This is a genomic window from Staphylococcus pseudoxylosus, from assembly GCF_044794325.1.
GTDB classification, from domain to species: Bacteria; Bacillota; Bacilli; order Staphylococcales; family Staphylococcaceae; genus Staphylococcus; species Staphylococcus pseudoxylosus.
In genome coordinates this window covers 882910-898764 of sequence record NZ_CP085024.1, presented here as the reverse complement: position 1 = coordinate 898764, position 15855 = coordinate 882910, and the positions used below count along the sequence as shown (strand labels likewise).

Below are 15855 nucleotides of genomic sequence, written 5' to 3'. Positions count from 1 at the left end.
ATCAATCAATCAAATCGCTTATTTAATACTTCAATAACGTGTTATGCTATTGCTAATTTATAAAACATTTTTTCTTTTTATCACGTTAGGAGATTGTATATTGAAACTTAGTATTTTAGATTATGTGCCAATATTTGAAGGACGTACCGCTACTCAAGCATTAAATCATACTGTTGAATTAGCCCAATTAGCTGAACAGCTAAATTACACACGTTATTGGGTTGCTGAACATCATCAAGTCTTTTCAGTAGCGTCCAGTGCACCTGAAATGATTATGATGTCATTATTAGAAAATACTAGCTCAATTCAAATTGGCAGTGGTGGCATTATGTTGCCACATTATAGTGCGTATAAAGTGGCTGAAGTATTTAAAACTATGGAAGCTAGACACCCTAGTAGAGTCAACTTAGGTACTGGCCATTCTAAGAGTTATAACAATGTAAATAAAGCTTTAAATGAACATAAAACAATACCCGTTGATTATGAGAATCAAATTGATGATCTAATAGCTTATTTTAATAGTGACAGTGACAACGATATAAATCATCAATATAAATATTTATATGCAATGCCACTTATCAACACTAAGCCTAATATGTTTATTTTGGGTACAAGCAAAAAAAGTGCATCACTTGCTGCTATTAGAGGATTACCTTTTGTTATTGCCAATATGGGGCAAGATAAAGAACAAATCAAATCTGTAATAAGCTATTACCGTTCTTCATTCAAAGCACAGCATCCTTTACATCATCCTTATGTCATAATGGCTTCTTTTGTAATTACGGCAGATAATAAATACCTGCGTCAAGATTTAGCTAATGCGTTTCATTTGTGGTTATTGCGTATTGGTTACTTAGACCAACCAAAATTCTATCCTTCAGTGGACTATGCAAAACAAAAATCATTTTCTTCTAGAGAAATTGAAAAAATGAATCAACACAATCATCGGGTCATAGTAGGTTCAGCTAATGAAGTCATCTCCAAATTAAAAGGGATGATGACTGACTTTGATGTCGATGAAATGATGATCCAACCACATGTTTATGGAGAAGATAATAGAAAACAATTAATTCAATTACTCGCAACAGCGAACTTTAAGCATAAATAAATGGCACATACACATGTAGTGAAGCTGATGTGTATGTGCCATTTGCTTAATATATAGAATAACAAGAACTTGAGCTCTTGTATAAATGCTACAAAATCAATTCATTAAGAAGTACTTTAACTTTATTTCCCCCATAAAAATTGATTCATTTTATCAGTGACATAAGTATTATCATGAAGTTCACTATGATCAGCATTTTGTCCTGTTACTTTAAATTCTTCATAATTACTTACTTTATCATCAACTAAATACCTTAATGCTTTAGATGAAACATTGGTAACCCGATTATCAGAATGTGTGCCATCTTCTATATCACCATAAATATTTAATACTTTTGTAGTTTTTGGATATGACTTTTTCATAGGCAACAAATCTTTATATGCTTTTAGCATTTTATTTGGTTTACCATCTTCATCTAATTTAACATCTAAATCAAGACCATCTATGTCAACTTCACCATTAAAATTACCTGCTAAACTCACTTGCTTATTTAGTTTTGGTAAGTTTTGATTATCGCCATAGTTCAACATATAGTAGCTGAAAGATTGATTTCCCATAGAATGTGCGACAAAATTAAACTGGTCAAAGTGATGTTGACTCATCGTAGCAATGATAACTTGTTGTATCCATTGCGCATTTTTATTTAAATCTTTATTTGTATTATCTTCTAATATAATTTCAATGACTGGATTCTTTGCATCAGGTGATAATGCGCCCTCGAATGTCACCATTCCCTCTTTAGAAACTTTTGCTTTGATTACTTCTTCTGTAATTTCTTTTTGTACTGCAGAATTAATCATGTACTTTATAGAATTCTCTGTCCCACCATAACCATGTAAATAGAATGTAGGTATATTAGCATACTTATAATTATTTTCTTTATATTGACTATATGTTTTAAAAGCCGCGATCATAATAATGACAAATAAAATAAATGTGATCAATACAATTGTCAGATATATATTAGTTCTACGTTTGTTAATCTTCATATAAATACCTCAAATTTAAAATTGCGTCCTATTATTTATATTATGACACTTTACGTGATTAGTCATTCATTTTGATACAAATATATAGTATTAAAATAATACAAAAAAACTTCCCAATTTCTTGGGAAGTTTGAAACGTCTGTTCAATTGAACACAAATTGCTATAGAACTTGTGTACCATATCTGTAAGCGAATTGAATTCGCAACAGCTTCGACAATATTAACGTTTTGAGAATTGAGGTGAACGACGAGCTTTTTTAAGACCTGGTTTTTTACGTTCTTTCATACGAGGGTCACGAGTAAGTAATCCAGCGCGTTTTAAAGAACCTCTATATTCAGGATCAGCTTCTAATAATGCACGTGAAATTCCGTGACGGATTGCTTGAGCTTGTCCAGTAAATCCTCCACCATGAACGTTAACTAATACATCATAGTTACCTTTAGTTTCTGTTACATCAAATGCTTGGTTAATGTCTAAAATTAATGATTCGAATGGTAAATAACTACGTACATCACGGCCGTTAACAGTAATGTTACCTTCACCTGGTACTAAACGGACACGTGCTACTGAGTTTTTACGACGGCCTGTGCCTTTATATTCAACTTGTGCCAATGTAATTTCCTCCTTTTAATTAACCACGTAACTCGTAGTTTTCTGGTTGTTGTGCAGCGTGTGGATGTTCAGCGCCACCATATACAAATAATTTTTTACCTTGTTTTTCGCCTAAACGTGTGCTTGGAAGCATACCTTTAATTGAATTTTCAAGTAAACGTTCTGGGTTGTTAGCTTTTAACTCACCAGCTGAAACTGATTTAATACCACCTGGGTGATTTGAGTGACGATAGTACATTTTATCGCGCTCTTTGTTACCAGTAAAGTGGATTTTTGAAGCATTAACGACGATTACATAATCACCTGTATCAACGTGTGGTGTATAAGTTGCTTTATTTTTACCGCGTAAAATAGCTGCTACTTCTGATGATAAACGACCAAGTGTTTTACCTTCAGCATCAATAACATACCATTTGCGCTCAATGTTTGATTCATTAGCCATAAATGTTTGACGCATATAATTGTCCTCCTAGAATAAATAAATGTTTCTTAAATTAATAGTTTATATTTACTAAATCTTAAATTTCATCTATTTTTTTAAATAGTTTGTTTCTACGTGCTTCTATATCTTGTAACACAATAAGATTCCGGGGCTTATCGTGGGTGATATAAAACAATACCGTTAGTAATCGTATAATTTTTTTGTCATTTTGTCAACGACATTTAACAATTTCATATCGATTTTTTTTGATGTAATTTTATATCATTACCAAAATCAGTGGTTAATTCACTTGGTGTTAAATAAATCTTCTCTAAATATAACCCTTCTGCAGGTGCAGTAAAAGGCACTTTATTTCGATCTTTATCCTCTAATAATTTAGGTATTTCTTCTGGTTGTCGTTTTCCTTTGCCTACTTCAATTAAAAAGGCTATTAACACACGCACCATATTATATAGGAAACCGGAGCCTGTGACAATATAGTCAAAGCCATTTTCTGTTTTTTCTATACGGCTTTCATAAAGTGTTCTCACTTTGCTAACAACTTCTGTTTTTTGTGAACAGAAACCTGTAAAATCATGCGTACCTATAAAATATTGTGCAGCTGTATTCATTTTATCTATATCTAGCGTTTCAGCGATATGTGTTTTTAAGCCATTAAGAAACGGATCTTTGTGCTCAGCTTGATAAATTTTATACCGGTAAGATTTGCCTACGCAATCATATCTGCAATGAAAGTCATCACTAACAAAACTGACATGATTGACATATATATCACCTGGTAATGCTCGATTCATCGCATATTGCCATTGTTGCTCAGGAATGTTCAACTCTGTGTCAAAATGAAAATATTGCTCAATTGCATGCACGCCTCTATCTGTTCTACTGCTTGGATGAATCCTCACATCATGCTTATGCATACGCTTTAATATCTTTTCGAATTGTTGTTGTACCGTTCTTCCATTTTGTTGTATTTGAAAACCTAGAAATTGGCTTCCTTGATAAGAAATATTAACTAACACACGCATGATTTATTACACTCCCATGAATTTTAACACAAATAATATTACTGATAGTGGCAATAATATTAACAACGTTAAACTGTCTTTCATTTGCCACTGTAGTTTACGATAATTTGTCCGTTGCTTTTTCGTATCATAACCTCTCACTTCCATCGCAATCGCCAAATCTTCAGCGCGTTGGAACGCAGAAATAAATAAAGGAATCAACAAAGGTACAAATGCTTTCACTCTATTGATTATACTACCAGAACTAATTTCAGAACCTCTTGACTTTTGGGCCAGTATAATTTTATCTAACTCATTCATTAACGTGGGAATAAACCTTAACGCAATAGACATCATCATACTTAATTGGTGTACAGGTATTTTCACTAATTTGAGTGGTGATAGTAGTTTTTCAAAAGCATCAGTTAAATCAATTGGACTTGTACTTAACGTCATAATGGTTGAAATCATAATGATAAACATAAGCCGCAAAACAATATAAATACCTTCTAAAATACCATCTGTATCAATTGAGATGAAACCTAATTCAACTAACCTTGTACCGCCTTTTGTTAAGAACAAATGCATTAAAAAAGTAAATATTAGAAAAATCCAAATAGGTGTTAACCCCTTGGCCAAGAACCATAATTTAATTTGTGCTAGTTTCATAAACGTAATAATTGAAATAAATAGCCATACATACGTTGCAAAAGAATGCGCAAAAAAGATTAAAATAATAAATACAAAGACAAAAATCAATTTCGCACGTGGATCTAACCGATGTATAATCGTATCTAGTGGAAGATAACGTCCTATAATAAATTTATCTTTCATCTTGTTGCCACCCCTTATACATCTCAACAAATTCTTCTTCTGTCAAAGCAATTTTATTGAAATAATATTGATGCTTATCTTCTAAATCTCGTTGCAATTTCACAATGTCTGGTACATCAAGATGCATTTGATTTACATAATTCGTATCACTAAATAGTTTTCGAGGAGTACATGATTCTATCAGGTGACCGTGTTGCATAATTTTTATTTCATCCACATATTTCGCCACATCATTCATTTCATGCGTCACTAGAATAATTGTTTTTTGCTGTTCAACTTGGAGTTTCTTGATCATTTCCATTATCTGTTTTCTACTTTTAGGATCAAGACCCGCTGTAGGTTCATCAAGTATAACAATGTCAGGATCCATTGCTAATATGGATGTAAGAGCTATCTTCCTCATTTGTCCACCAGACATTTGAAATGGCGACTGTTGTAATATATCTCTATTAAATCCAAATTCTATAAGCAAGCGAAATGCTCTTTCCTTCACTTCATCTAATGGCATATTAAAGTTTTTTGGCCCAAATAATATTTCGCGTTCTACTGAATCTTCGAACAACTGTGACTCTGGAAATTGGAATACAACACCCACTCGCTTGCGAACATTCTTCAAATACTTATCTTTCGTCTTATGACTAATTACCACATCGTTAATTTGAAGCGAACCTTCTGTTGGTTTAAGTAGACCATTAAAATGCTGAATCAATGTAGACTTTCCAGAGCCAGTTTGACCAATGATTGCATAATATTTTCCTTGTTCAAAAGTCGTTACAATTTCATTTAAGGCTTGATGCTCAAATGGTGTCCCTTTTTGATAAACATAACTTACTTGGTTAAAATTAACAGTCATAATTTTTTTACCAACCCTTCATATGTTATGAAATCAATACTGCCTAATAATTGATTATGCATTCGTATAGAGAATGGTAAGTCTAAACCAATTTGAGTTAGTTTATCACCATCACTGAAGATAGCGTTTGGTAGTCCTGTTTGATATATCTCGCCTTCATTTAATACAACGAGGTAATCAGCTTCTGCAGCTTCTGATAAATCATGCGTAATAGAAATAATAGTTACATCTTTTTCTTCTTTCAAACGATGAATTAAATCAATTAAGTCTTTTCTACCAGCAGGATCTAACATAGATGTCGCTTCGTCTAAAATAATTATCTCGGTATCTAATGCAAGTACCCCGGCTATAGCAACACGTTGTTTTTGACCACCAGAAAGCGATTGAGGTTCATAATTCGCTCTATCTAACATATCTACATCATCCAAAGCTTTGGGCACTATCGCTCTCATATCATCATAAGAGACGCTATGATTTTCTAAGCCAAAGGCTACATCAAATTCAACAGTTGAACCTACAAATTGATTCTCTGGATTTTGAAATACAATACCAATATGTTGTCTAAAATAATCAAGGTTCTGTTGGTTGATAGCTTCATTTCTAAAATAAATATTACCTTCAAAAGGCTTTTCAATACCTACCATTAATTTAGCAATCGTAGATTTCCCTGAACCATTGTGACCAACTATAGAAGTCCATTTCCCCTTTGGAATACTGAATGATACATCATTCAACGCAAGCGGTTCATCACTATTATATTTAAATGAAACATGATTAAATGTAATAATATGCTCTTGCGTATCCATAACGATTGCCTCCAATATTTAGTAAGTCTATTTTTTATATACCTTATCTATTTTACATGAAAATATGAATATATACTACCATTAAAGAATTACTCAATTCTGATTTTATCAGTAGCTACATACATAAGTCTTAAGCAGTTCTCTAAACTTCGTTTAGATAGTACTGCTTATGCATTCACTTATCTAATGTTTTCCTTTTTTTATTCTAAAGAATTAAGGGGCTGCAGTTCGCTATTGCATAAATCCCCCTAAATTCTAAAGAATTAAGGGGGATTAAATAAAAAAAGCGCGCACCCCATCATATTTTGAGTTCACGCTTTAAATTTTATTAAGTTTTGATGGGGTACTCTGAGCTAGACAATATTTGTATGTGGCAAACATTATCGTTGCACTCATTTGCTTTATATATAGTAGTTACGTATATTTAAATTAAACTAATTCAATAATTACTGATTCAGCGCCATCGCCGCGACGAGGACCTGCTTTAAGAATACGAGTGTAACCGCCTTGACGTTCTGTATAACGTTCAGCAACTTCACCAAATAATTTTTGTAATGCAGTTTGTGTTGATTCATCATCATTTAAGATTTCAACATTGCGTAAAGTTTTAGCAGCTTGACGACGAGAAGCTAAATCTCCTTTTTTACCTAAAGTGATTAATTTTTCAACCACACTACGTAATTCTTTTGCACGTGCTTCTGTAGTTTCAATGCGTTCGCTAACGATAAGTGAAGTAGCTAAATCGCGTAACATCGCTTTACGTTGATCAGAAGTACGACCTAATTTTCTGTAACCCATGAGTTAACCTCCTTTATATTAATCTTCTTTTCTTAAACCTAAACCTAAATCTTCGAGTTTGTATTTAACTTCTTCTAAAGATTTACGACCTAAATTACGTACTTTCATCATATCTGCTTCAGATTTATCTGCTAATTCTTGAACAGAGTTAATGCCTGCACGTTTTAAACAGTTGTAAGAACGCACTGATAAGTCTAATTCTTCAATAGACATTTCAAGTACTTTTTCTTTTTGATCTTCTTCTTTTTCAATCATGATTTCAGCATTTTGTGCTTCATCAGTTAATCCAACGAAGATATTCAGATGTTCAGTTAGGATTTTTGCAGCCAATGAAACAGATTCTTGTGGTGTGATTGAGCCATTAGTCCAAACATCCAAAGTTAACTTATCAAAATCACTACTTTGACCCACACGTGTATTTTCTACAGTATAGTTAACACGTTCTACTGGTGAATAAAGTGAGTCCACTGGAATTACACCAATTGGTAAATCACTAGTTTTGTTTTGTTCTGCTAATGCGTAACCTCTACCCTTATTAGCAACTAGACGGATTTTTAAATGTCCACCTTTTGATACTGTTGCAATTTTAATCTCAGGATTTAAAATTTCAACATCACTATCATGAGTAATGTCACTTGCAGTTACATCGCCTTCATCTTTAACATCAATTTCTAAAGTTTTGTCTTCTTCAGAATAGATTTTTAATGCAAGTTTTTTGATGTTCATAATAATTGTAGAAACATCTTCAACGACATTATCTATTGCTGAAAATTCGTGTAACACGCCTTCGATTTCAATGTACTTAACGGCTGCACCTGGTAATGAAGATAGTAGGATACGACGTAAGGAGTTTCCTAGTGTAGTACCGTAGCCACGTTCTAGTGGTTCAACAACGAACTTACCGAATTTAGCATCATCACTAATTTCAATTGTTTCAATTCTAGGTTTTTCGATTTCAATCATTTACAATATCCTCCTTGATTACGTCGACTTGATATATACTGTATTTCTCAGTGACCTGCGACAATAACAATAAATTATACGCGACGACGTTTTGGTGGACGACAACCATTATGTGGTACTGGAGTAACGTCACGAATTGCAGTTACTTCTAATCCAGCTGATTGTAACGCACGGATAGCTGATTCACGACCAGGACCTGGGCCTTTTACAGTAACTTCAACAGATTTTAAACCGTGTTCCATCGCTGTTTTTGAAGCAGTTTCAGAAGCCATTTGAGCTGCAAATGGTGTTGATTTTTTTGATCCTTTAAAGCCTAGTGCACCTGCTGATGACCATGATAACGCGTTACCAAATTCATCAGTAATAGTTACGATTGTATTATTGAATGTTGAACGGATGTGAGCCACACCATTTTCAATATTCTTTTTCACTCTACGTTTACGAGATACTTGTTTACGTGCCATTTAAATTTTGCCTCCTTTACCTATTATTTTTTCTTGTTAGCTACAGTTTTAACTGGGCCTTTACGAGTACGAGCATTGTTTTTCGTTTTTTGTCCGCGAACTGGTAATCCACGACGGTGACGGATACCACGGTATGATGAGATTTCCATTAAACGTTTAATGTTTAAGTTTTGCTCACGACGTAAGTCACCTTCTACTTTATAGTTGTCAACTACTTCACGGATACGACCTAATTCATCATCAGTTAAATCTTTAACGCGTGTTTCAGGTGATACGTTAGCTTCTTCAGCAATTTTATTTGCTGTAGTAGTACCGATACCATACACATAAGTTAATGAAATAACAATACGTTTTTCACGTGGAATATCTACTCCTGCAATACGTGCCATAATTAATTACACCTCTCTTTATTAGCCTTGTTTTTGTTTATGTTTTGGGTTGCTACAAATTACCATTACTTTACCTTTACGTTTAATGACTTTACATTTTTCGCAAATTGGTTTTACTGATGGTCTTACTTTCATTTTAATACCTCCCTATATTATGGAGTGACGATTATTTATAACGATACGTAATTCTTCCGCGCGTTAAATCGTACGGAGACATTTCAACTGTTACTTTGTCGCCAGGTAGAATACGAATATAATTCATTCTGATTTTACCACTCACATGAGCTAAAATCTCATGACCATTTTCTAATTCTACTTTAAACATTGCATTTGGTAAAGTATCTAATACAGTACCTTCTAATTCAATTACATCTTGTTTAGCCATTAATTAACTTCCCCCTTTTTGAAATAGTTGGTTATCGTCAAAAATCAACTCTAACCATACGAGTCTATAAGTGTTGTTAATCAGTTTAACAAAATTAAATGAATTACGTTAACGCATAGTCACTCTTATTTAATTATACTTTTAGCATTACATAGACCGTACAAAGTTGACTTTATTTTAAATTCTCTAAGATATCAATTACGTCTTGAGTGACTACGTTAATATCTCTAGAACCATCAATGTTTTTTAAAACATTTTTATTATCATAGAATTCTAAGATAGGTTTAGATTGTTTAACATTGACATTTAAACGATTTGCAACTGTTTCTGGGTTGTCATCTTCACGTTGATACAATTTACCACCGTCAAGATCACAAATTCCATCAACTTTTGGAGGATTGAATACAAGATGATAAGTTGTCCCGCATTTTTCACAGATCCTACGACCAGTAAGGCGGTTCATTAATTCTTCTTCAGGTACCTCTATATTGATAACAGCATCAATTTTTCTATCTAATTCTTGCATAATATTACTTAATGCTTCAGCTTGTTCAATAGTACGAGGAAAGCCGTCAAGTAAGAATCCTTTTTTTGCATCGTCTTCAGATATTCTATCTTTTACGATACCCACAGTAACTTCATCAGGGACTAATTCTCCACGATCCATGTATGATTTAGCTTCTTTACCTAAATCAGTTTCATCTTTAATCGCTTTTCTGAACATGTCGCCAGTAGATATGTGTGGAATTGGGAATTTCTTAACAATTTCACTCGCTTGAGTTCCTTTACCTGCACCAGGTAAACCCATTAAAATGATATTCATAAGTGCCCTCCTACAATTTATCTACCACCAAAGCCTCTATAGTCTTTTTGGCTCACTTGAGCTTCTAGACTTTTCATTGTTTCAATCGCTACACCAATTACAATCAGTAAGCTCGTACCACCAACCTGAATAGATTGCGGTAAACTCATAACTTTAGTTGCAATAATTGGCAGAATCGCAATTACAGCTAAGAATATTGATCCTACAAATGTTAAACGATAGAGAACTCTAGTAATATATAATTTTGTTTGTTCGCCAGGTCTAATACCTGGGACATAGCTTCCTTGTTTCTTAAGGTTATCAGCCATCTTTTCAGGATTAACTTGGACAAATGCATAGAAATATGCGAATGCAATAATAAGCACCACATATACAATCATACCGATGTTATTCGATGGATTTGCCACATCAGATATCCGTTGCGCCCAACTAGCGTCAGGGAAGAACAATGTTAAAGTTCTTGGTAACAAGAAGAACGCCATTGCAAAGATTACTGGAATAACCCCTGCAGAGTTAACTTTCAAAGGTAAATATGTTGCTTGTGAACCTAATCGTTGTGTTGATTGTTTCTTCGCATATTGAATTGGAATTTTACGAATAGCTTGTAATACAAATATTGCGCCAACCGTTAATAATATCATGCCAATAACTAATCCAATTACTTTCAACCATGCCATAGAAGTATCATCTTGACCAACGAAGGCCTGCTGATAAAACTGTATTAATGATGAAGGTAATGAAGACAAAATACCTGCGAAGATAATAATGGATATACCATTACCAACACCGAACTGAGTGATTTGTTCACCTAACCAAATTAGGAACGCAGTACCAGCTGTTAATACAACAGCAATTAATAAATAGCTAAGGACTGATTGATCCATGATCAATTGACCTTTAAGGTAATTATTGAATTGGAATGCCATACCTATTGATTGGATAAAAGCAAGTACAATCGCAAAATAACGCGTTACGTTATTAAGTTTCTTTCTACCTGCCTCACCTTGTTTTGCCCACTCTGAAAACTTCGGAATAATATCCATTTGTAATAACTGCATTACAATTGATGCAGTTATATAAGGCATTATACCCATGGCAAAGATAGAAAAGTTCTTCAAGGCTCCGCCACCAAATGTATTTAACAAGTCAGTGACACCTTGAGAACCTTGTTGACTGTCAAAAGCAGCTGGATTTACACCAGGTGCTGGAATATAAGTACCTATTTTAAAAATAACTAACATTGCGAGAGTAAAAAAGATCTTGTTACGAACTTCTTTAGTTTTAAAGAAATTCACAAGCGTTTCAAACATTAGATCACCTCGTGTGCTCCGCCTTTTGCATCAATAGCTTCTGCTGCAGATGCAGAGAATTTGTTAGCTTTAACAGTTAATTTCTTGTCAAGTGAACCGTTACCTAGTACTTTAATACCAGATTTTTCACTCTTAACTACACCAGATTCTACTAATAAAGCAGGAGTTACTTCAGTACCATCTTCAAATTTATTAAGTTGGTCTAAGTTAACAATAGCATATTCTTTACGGTTAATGTTAGTAAAACCTCGTTTTGGTAAGCGACGGAATAATGGTAATTGACCACCTTCGAAGCCTGGTCTTACACTACCACCTGAACGTGCTTTTTGACCTTTTTGTCCACGACCACTAGTTTTACCGTTACCAGTAGCTGCACCACGACCAACGCGGTTACGAACTTTACGAGAACCTTCTGCCGGTTTTAACTCATGTAATTTCATTTCGGCACCTCCTTAAAATTATTTTTCTTCTACTGTCACTAAGTGACTTACTTTGTTGATTTGCCCACGAATAGCAGGGTTATCTTCAACGACTACTGAAGAGTTTGTTTTTTTCAAACCTAAAGCTTCAACAGTTTTACGTTGTGTTTCTGGACGACCTATAACACTACGAGTGAGGGTAATTTGTAATTTAGCCATAATTTATTTTCCCTCCTTAATTGTATAATTCTTCTACTGATTTGCCACGTAATTTCGCAACGTCTTCAGCATTTTTAAGGTTTTTTAATCCGTTGATTGTTGCACGAACCATGTTAATTGGCGTATTTGATCCTAAAGATTTACTTAAGATATCAGTAATACCCGCTAATTCTAATACTGCACGAACAGGGCCACCTGCAATAACACCAGTACCAGGTGCAGCTGGTTTCATAAATACACTGCCTGAACTGAAACGTCCAGTAATTGTGTGAGGTGTAGTACCTTCAACACGTGGAACAACAACTAAATCTTTTTTAGCTGCTTCTACTGCTTTTTTGATTGCTTCTGGTACCTCTTGCGCTTTACCAGTACCGAAACCAACGCGACCGTTTTTATCTCCTACTACTACTAAAGCAGTGAAACGGAAACGACGACCACCTTTTACAACTTTCGCAACACGGTTAATTGTAACAACGCGTTCTTCAAATTCTTTCGCTTCTTCTCTACGAGCCATGTAAATGTCCCTCCTTTAAATTAAAATTCTAAACCATTTTCACGAGCTGCATCTGCTAAGGCTTTAACACGGCCATGGTATAAGTATCCTCCACGGTCAAATACGATTGTTTTTACGCCTTTTTCGCTAGCTCTTTTAGCTACAGTTTCGCCAACTTTAGCTGATAAGTCAACTTTTGAACCTGATTCATTAGCTAAATCTTTTTCTTGTGTTGATGCTTGCGCGATTGTTTTACCATTAACATCATCTATAACTTGTGCATAGATATGTTTGTTTGAACGATAGATATTCAAACGTGGTTTCTCAGCTGTACCAGCTAATTTACTACGTACACGTGAATGTCTTTTTAAACGCACTTTGTTTTTATCAATTTTGCTGATCATCTTAATTCTCCTTTCTATAGAAAGTTATTTATTATTTACCAGTTTTACCTTCTTTACGGCGAACGTATTCACCTTGGTAACGAATTCCTTTACCTTTATAAGGTTCTGGAGGTCTTACTGAACGAATGTTTGAAGCGATAGCTCCAACTTGTTCTTTAGAAATACCAGCAACTGTAACTGTTGTATTTTTTTCTACACCGAAAGTAATACCATCATCAGCTTTGATTTCAACTGGGTGAGAGTAACCAACGTTTAAGATTAAGTCATTACCTTGCATTTGAGCACGGTAACCAACACCAACAAGTTCAAGTGTTTTTTGGTATCCTTCTTTAACACCTTGTATCATATTATTAATTAAAGCACGAGTTGTACCATGTACTGTTCTATCTTCTTTAGAATCAGTTGGTCTTACAACTTCTAAAGTGCTTTCGTCTTGTTTATATGTCATTCTTTCATTCATTGTTCTTGATAATTCACCTTTAGGACCTTTAACAGTTACTGTGTTACCTTCAACACTTACTGTTACGTCGCTAGGGATGTCAATAATTTTTTTACCAACACGACTCATGTTATCGCACCTCCTTATTATTTATTATTACCAAATGTAACCTAAGATTTCTCCACCGATATTACGTTTTCTAGCTTCTTTGTCAGTGATAACACCTTCTGAAGTAGAAACTAATGCAATACCTAAACCGTTAAGTACTTTAGGTACTTCGTTAGCTTTAGCATATACACGTAAACCTGGTTTTGAGATACGTTTTAAACCAGTGATAACACGCTCATTATTTTGACCATATTTAAGGAATAAACGGATTACCCCTTGTTTATCGTCTTCAACGTATTCTACGTTTTTAATGAAACCTTCACTTTTTAATATTTCAGCAATTTCTTTTTTAATGTTAGAAGCAGGTAATTCTAATTTATCGTGACGCACCATGTTTGCGTTTCTTACACGAGTTAGCATATCTGCAATTGGATCGTTGATTGTCATTGATTGTTGCCTCCTTTCAGACTATTTTCTATTACCAGCTAGCTTTACGAACGCCAGGGATTTGGCCTTTATAAGCTAATTCACGGAAACAAATACGGCATAATTTGAATTTACGATATACAGAATGTGGACGACCACAGCGTTCACAACGAGTATATTCACGTACTTGGAACTTTTGTTTTTTTTGTTGCTTAGCAACCATTGAAGTTTTAGCCACTTAATTAGCCTCCTTTAGAGATTATTTTTGAAATGGCATACCGAATTGTGTTAACAATTCACGAGCTTCCTCGTCAGTGTTAGCAGTAGTTACGATAACGATATCCATTCCTCGTATTTTACTTACGCGATCATAGTCGATTTCAGGGAAAATTAATTGTTCTTTAACACCTAGAGTGTAGTTACCTCTACCGTCGAATGCAGTTTTTGATACACCACGGAAGTCACGTACACGTGGAAGTGATACAGCGATTAATTTATCTAAAAAGTCATACATTCTTTCTCCACGAAGTGTTACTTTAGCTCCGATAGGCATACCTTCACGTAAACGGAAAGTTGCTACTGATTTTTTAGCTTTTGTAATTAATGGTTTTTGACCAGTGATTGACTGTAATTCTTCTACAGCGTCATCTAATACTTTAGTATTTTGAACAGCGTCACCGACACCCATATTTACTACGATTTTTTCTATTTTTGGAACTTCCATTACTGAACTATAGTCAAATTGTTTCACTAAGTTTTGAGTAACTTCAGAGTTATATTTTTCTTTTAAACGGTTCACAGTGGATCCTCCTTTCAATTAGTTATTAATTATTAGATTTGATTTCTTCGCCAGATTTTTTAGCTACACGAACTTTTTTACCATCTTCGAATTTATATCCTACGCGAGTTGGTTCATTCGTTTTAGGGTCTAATAATTGTACGTTAGAAACATGGATTGCTGCCTCTGTTTCTAAGATTCCACCTTCAGGGTTAAATTGAGTTGGTTTTTGGTGCTTTTTGATAATATTGACACCTTCCACAACGACACGGTCTTTTTTAGGTTCAGTTGAAACAACTTTACCTTCTTTACCTTTGTCTTTACCTGCGATAACTTTAACGTTGTCACCTTTTTTGATATGCATGTGTGGCACCTCCTTAAATTTATATATTTATAAATGTTTTTATTAAAGTACTTCTGGAGCTAATGATACAATTTTCATGAAGTTTCCTTCACGTAATTCACGAGCAACAGGTCCAAAAATACGAGTACCACGTGGGCCTTTGTCATCACGAATGATAACACATGCATTTTCATCGAACTTGATATATGAACCATCATTACGGCGTACGCCTGATTTAGTACGTACAACAACAGCTTTTACTACTTCACCTTTTTTGACAACGCCACCTGGTGTAGCATTTTTAACACTTACTACGATAACGTCACCAATATTAGCTGTTTTACGACCAGATCCACCTAATACTTTAATTGTAAGAACTTCACGTGCACCAGAGTTATCTGCTACTTTTAATCGTGTTTCTTGTTGGATCATGAGTTAAACCTCC

26 protein-coding genes are annotated in these 15855 nt (G+C 34.3%); 1 reads left to right on the top strand and 25 read right to left on the bottom strand.

The genetic code is table 11. The features are described 5' to 3' along the window. Nucleotides 1-100: 100 nt before the first annotated feature. Complete coding sequence (locus LG295_RS04135) at nt 101-1108, top strand: LLM class flavin-dependent oxidoreductase (protein ID WP_107531068.1); 1008 nt, start codon at nt 101-103, stop codon at nt 1106-1108. A 122-nt stretch (nt 1109-1230) separates the two neighbouring features. On the opposite strand, the gene LG295_RS04130 is transcribed toward LG295_RS04135, so the two are convergent. The 25 genes from LG295_RS04130 to rplN all read right to left on the bottom strand — a co-directional run bounded on the left by LG295_RS04130 (nt 1231) and on the right by rplN (nt 15842). Next, a complete protein-coding gene (locus tag LG295_RS04130) occupies nt 1231-2097 on the bottom strand; it encodes an alpha/beta hydrolase (RefSeq protein WP_107558036.1) in 867 nt (288 codons plus the stop codon). A gap of 220 nt (nt 2098-2317) precedes the next feature. After that, nucleotides 2318-2710 carry a 30S ribosomal protein S9 gene (rpsI, locus tag LG295_RS04125; RefSeq protein WP_017722946.1) on the bottom strand — a complete coding sequence of 131 codons (393 nt, stop codon included), beginning with the start codon at nt 2708-2710 and terminating at the stop codon, nt 2318-2320. A gap of 19 nt (nt 2711-2729) precedes the next feature. Beyond that, nucleotides 2730-3167 carry a 50S ribosomal protein L13 gene (gene rplM, locus LG295_RS04120; protein WP_107531070.1) on the bottom strand — a complete coding sequence of 146 codons (438 nt, stop codon included), beginning with the start codon at nt 3165-3167 and terminating at the stop codon, nt 2730-2732. A 215-nt stretch (nt 3168-3382) separates the two neighbouring features. Beyond that, on the bottom strand, nt 3383-4177 hold the full coding sequence (gene truA, locus LG295_RS04115; RefSeq protein ID WP_107531071.1) for a tRNA pseudouridine(38-40) synthase TruA: 795 nt from the start codon (nt 4175-4177) through the stop codon (nt 3383-3385). 6 nt (nt 4178-4183) lie between these two features. Then, on the bottom strand, nt 4184-4990 hold the full coding sequence (locus LG295_RS04110; RefSeq protein ID WP_107531072.1) for an energy-coupling factor transporter transmembrane protein EcfT: 807 nt from the start codon (nt 4988-4990) through the stop codon (nt 4184-4186). Continuing rightward, nucleotides 4980-5843, bottom strand: coding sequence for an energy-coupling factor transporter ATPase (locus tag LG295_RS04105; protein WP_107531073.1), 864 nt, complete (start codon nt 5841-5843; stop codon nt 4980-4982). Before LG295_RS04105 ends, LG295_RS04110 begins: the two co-directional genes overlap by 11 nt. Further along, a complete protein-coding gene (locus tag LG295_RS04100) occupies nt 5840-6649 on the bottom strand; it encodes an energy-coupling factor transporter ATPase (RefSeq protein WP_107558035.1) in 810 nt (269 codons plus the stop codon). The genes LG295_RS04105 and LG295_RS04100 overlap by 4 nt, the downstream gene beginning before the upstream one ends. Before the next feature lie 429 nt (nt 6650-7078). Beyond that, entirely contained in the window at nt 7079-7447 is a 369-nt protein-coding gene (rplQ, locus tag LG295_RS04095) for a 50S ribosomal protein L17 (protein WP_017722940.1), read from the bottom strand. A gap of 18 nt (nt 7448-7465) precedes the next feature. Further along, the gene (locus LG295_RS04090; RefSeq protein ID WP_017722939.1) at nt 7466-8410 is read right to left on the bottom strand and encodes a DNA-directed RNA polymerase subunit alpha; all 945 of its coding nucleotides are present in this window, start codon (nt 8408-8410) and stop codon (nt 7466-7468) included. A 74-nt stretch (nt 8411-8484) separates the two neighbouring features. After that, the gene (gene rpsK, locus LG295_RS04085) at nt 8485-8874 is read right to left on the bottom strand and encodes a 30S ribosomal protein S11 (RefSeq protein WP_002482636.1); all 390 of its coding nucleotides are present in this window, start codon (nt 8872-8874) and stop codon (nt 8485-8487) included. Nucleotides 8875-8897: 23 nt separating this feature from the next. Next, entirely contained in the window at nt 8898-9263 is a 366-nt protein-coding gene (rpsM, locus tag LG295_RS04080) for a 30S ribosomal protein S13 (protein ID WP_002482635.1), read from the bottom strand. 21 nt (nt 9264-9284) lie between these two features. After that, nucleotides 9285-9398, bottom strand: a complete 114-nt coding sequence (gene rpmJ, locus LG295_RS04075) for a 50S ribosomal protein L36 (protein WP_002471372.1) — start codon at nt 9396-9398, stop codon at nt 9285-9287. A 31-nt stretch (nt 9399-9429) separates the two neighbouring features. Continuing rightward, the gene (gene infA / locus LG295_RS04070) at nt 9430-9648 is read right to left on the bottom strand and encodes a translation initiation factor IF-1 (protein WP_001118443.1); all 219 of its coding nucleotides are present in this window, start codon (nt 9646-9648) and stop codon (nt 9430-9432) included. A gap of 172 nt (nt 9649-9820) precedes the next feature. Beyond that, nucleotides 9821-10471, bottom strand: a complete 651-nt coding sequence (locus tag LG295_RS04065; protein WP_039069493.1) for an adenylate kinase — start codon at nt 10469-10471, stop codon at nt 9821-9823. A gap of 17 nt (nt 10472-10488) precedes the next feature. After that, nucleotides 10489-11781, bottom strand: a complete 1293-nt coding sequence (gene secY, locus LG295_RS04060) for a preprotein translocase subunit SecY (protein ID WP_017722937.1) — start codon at nt 11779-11781, stop codon at nt 10489-10491. Then, nucleotides 11781-12221, bottom strand: coding sequence for a 50S ribosomal protein L15 (gene rplO / locus LG295_RS04055; protein WP_017722936.1), 441 nt, complete (start codon nt 12219-12221; stop codon nt 11781-11783). The genes secY and rplO overlap by 1 nt, the downstream gene beginning before the upstream one ends. Nucleotides 12222-12239: 18 nt before the next feature. After that, the gene (gene rpmD / locus LG295_RS04050; RefSeq protein ID WP_002482630.1) at nt 12240-12419 is read right to left on the bottom strand and encodes a 50S ribosomal protein L30; all 180 of its coding nucleotides are present in this window, start codon (nt 12417-12419) and stop codon (nt 12240-12242) included. Nucleotides 12420-12435: 16 nt separating this feature from the next. Further along, on the bottom strand, nt 12436-12933 hold the full coding sequence (gene rpsE / locus LG295_RS04045) for a 30S ribosomal protein S5 (protein ID WP_011302602.1): 498 nt from the start codon (nt 12931-12933) through the stop codon (nt 12436-12438). Nucleotides 12934-12953: 20 nt separating this feature from the next. Beyond that, nucleotides 12954-13316 carry a 50S ribosomal protein L18 gene (gene rplR, locus LG295_RS04040; RefSeq protein ID WP_017722934.1) on the bottom strand — a complete coding sequence of 121 codons (363 nt, stop codon included), beginning with the start codon at nt 13314-13316 and terminating at the stop codon, nt 12954-12956. Between the two features lie 31 nt (nt 13317-13347). Next, entirely contained in the window at nt 13348-13884 is a 537-nt protein-coding gene (gene rplF, locus LG295_RS04035; protein ID WP_017722933.1) for a 50S ribosomal protein L6, read from the bottom strand. A gap of 27 nt (nt 13885-13911) precedes the next feature. After that, the gene (gene rpsH, locus LG295_RS04030; RefSeq protein WP_017722932.1) at nt 13912-14310 is read right to left on the bottom strand and encodes a 30S ribosomal protein S8; all 399 of its coding nucleotides are present in this window, start codon (nt 14308-14310) and stop codon (nt 13912-13914) included. A 31-nt stretch (nt 14311-14341) separates the two neighbouring features. Continuing rightward, a complete protein-coding gene (locus LG295_RS04025) occupies nt 14342-14527 on the bottom strand; it encodes a type Z 30S ribosomal protein S14 (RefSeq protein ID WP_002482625.1) in 186 nt (61 codons plus the stop codon). A 21-nt stretch (nt 14528-14548) separates the two neighbouring features. Then, nucleotides 14549-15088 carry a 50S ribosomal protein L5 gene (gene rplE, locus LG295_RS04020; protein ID WP_017722931.1) on the bottom strand — a complete coding sequence of 180 codons (540 nt, stop codon included), beginning with the start codon at nt 15086-15088 and terminating at the stop codon, nt 14549-14551. Nucleotides 15089-15113: 25 nt separating this feature from the next. Then, a complete protein-coding gene (gene rplX / locus LG295_RS04015; RefSeq protein WP_017722930.1) occupies nt 15114-15431 on the bottom strand; it encodes a 50S ribosomal protein L24 in 318 nt (105 codons plus the stop codon). Nucleotides 15432-15473: 42 nt separating this feature from the next. Further along, entirely contained in the window at nt 15474-15842 is a 369-nt protein-coding gene (rplN, locus tag LG295_RS04010; protein WP_002482622.1) for a 50S ribosomal protein L14, read from the bottom strand. Nucleotides 15843-15855: the final 13 nt, after the last annotated feature.

Excerpts from the sequence above, each read along its gene's own strand:
- LG295_RS04130 (WP_107558036.1), bottom strand. The coding sequence starts at position 2,097 with ATGAAGATTAACAAACGTAGAACTAATATATATCTGACAATTGTATTG.
- rplM (WP_107531070.1), bottom strand. The coding sequence starts at position 3,167 with ATGCGTCAAACATTTATGGCTAATGAATCAAACATTGAGCGCAAATGG.
- truA (WP_107531071.1), bottom strand. The coding sequence starts at position 4,177 with ATGCGTGTGTTAGTTAATATTTCTTATCAAGGAAGCCAATTTCTAGGT.
- LG295_RS04110 (WP_107531072.1), bottom strand. The coding sequence starts at position 4,990 with ATGAAAGATAAATTTATTATAGGACGTTATCTTCCACTAGATACGATT.
- LG295_RS04105 (WP_107531073.1), bottom strand. The coding sequence starts at position 5,843 with ATGACTGTTAATTTTAACCAAGTAAGTTATGTTTATCAAAAAGGGACA.
- LG295_RS04100 (WP_107558035.1), bottom strand. The coding sequence starts at position 6,649 with ATGGATACGCAAGAGCATATTATTACATTTAATCATGTTTCATTTAAA.
- rplQ (WP_017722940.1), bottom strand. The coding sequence starts at position 7,447 with ATGGGTTACAGAAAATTAGGTCGTACTTCTGATCAACGTAAAGCGATG.
- LG295_RS04090 (WP_017722939.1), bottom strand. The coding sequence starts at position 8,410 with ATGATTGAAATCGAAAAACCTAGAATTGAAACAATTGAAATTAGTGAT.
- rpsK (WP_002482636.1), bottom strand. The coding sequence starts at position 8,874 with ATGGCACGTAAACAAGTATCTCGTAAACGTAGAGTGAAAAAGAATATT.
- rpsM (WP_002482635.1), bottom strand. The coding sequence starts at position 9,263 with ATGGCACGTATTGCAGGAGTAGATATTCCACGTGAAAAACGTATTGTT.
- rpmJ (WP_002471372.1), bottom strand. The coding sequence starts at position 9,398 with ATGAAAGTAAGACCATCAGTAAAACCAATTTGCGAAAAATGTAAAGTC.
- infA (WP_001118443.1), bottom strand. The coding sequence starts at position 9,648 with ATGGCTAAACAAGATGTAATTGAATTAGAAGGTACTGTATTAGATACT.
- LG295_RS04065 (WP_039069493.1), bottom strand. The coding sequence starts at position 10,471 with ATGAATATCATTTTAATGGGTTTACCTGGTGCAGGTAAAGGAACTCAA.
- secY (WP_017722937.1), bottom strand. The coding sequence starts at position 11,781 with ATGTTTGAAACGCTTGTGAATTTCTTTAAAACTAAAGAAGTTCGTAAC.
- rplO (WP_017722936.1), bottom strand. The coding sequence starts at position 12,221 with ATGAAATTACATGAGTTAAAACCGGCAGAAGGTTCTCGTAAAGTTCGT.
- rpmD (WP_002482630.1), bottom strand. The coding sequence starts at position 12,419 with ATGGCTAAATTACAAATTACCCTCACTCGTAGTGTTATAGGTCGTCCA.
- rpsE (WP_011302602.1), bottom strand. The coding sequence starts at position 12,933 with ATGGCTCGTAGAGAAGAAGCGAAAGAATTTGAAGAACGCGTTGTTACA.
- rplR (WP_017722934.1), bottom strand. The coding sequence starts at position 13,316 with ATGATCAGCAAAATTGATAAAAACAAAGTGCGTTTAAAAAGACATTCA.
- rplF (WP_017722933.1), bottom strand. The coding sequence starts at position 13,884 with ATGAGTCGTGTTGGTAAAAAAATTATTGACATCCCTAGCGACGTAACA.
- rpsH (WP_017722932.1), bottom strand. The coding sequence starts at position 14,310 with ATGACAATCAACGATCCAATTGCAGATATGCTAACTCGTGTAAGAAAC.
- rplX (WP_017722930.1), bottom strand. The coding sequence starts at position 15,431 with ATGCATATCAAAAAAGGTGACAACGTTAAAGTTATCGCAGGTAAAGAC.
- rplN (WP_002482622.1), bottom strand. The coding sequence starts at position 15,842 with ATGATCCAACAAGAAACACGATTAAAAGTAGCAGATAACTCTGGTGCA.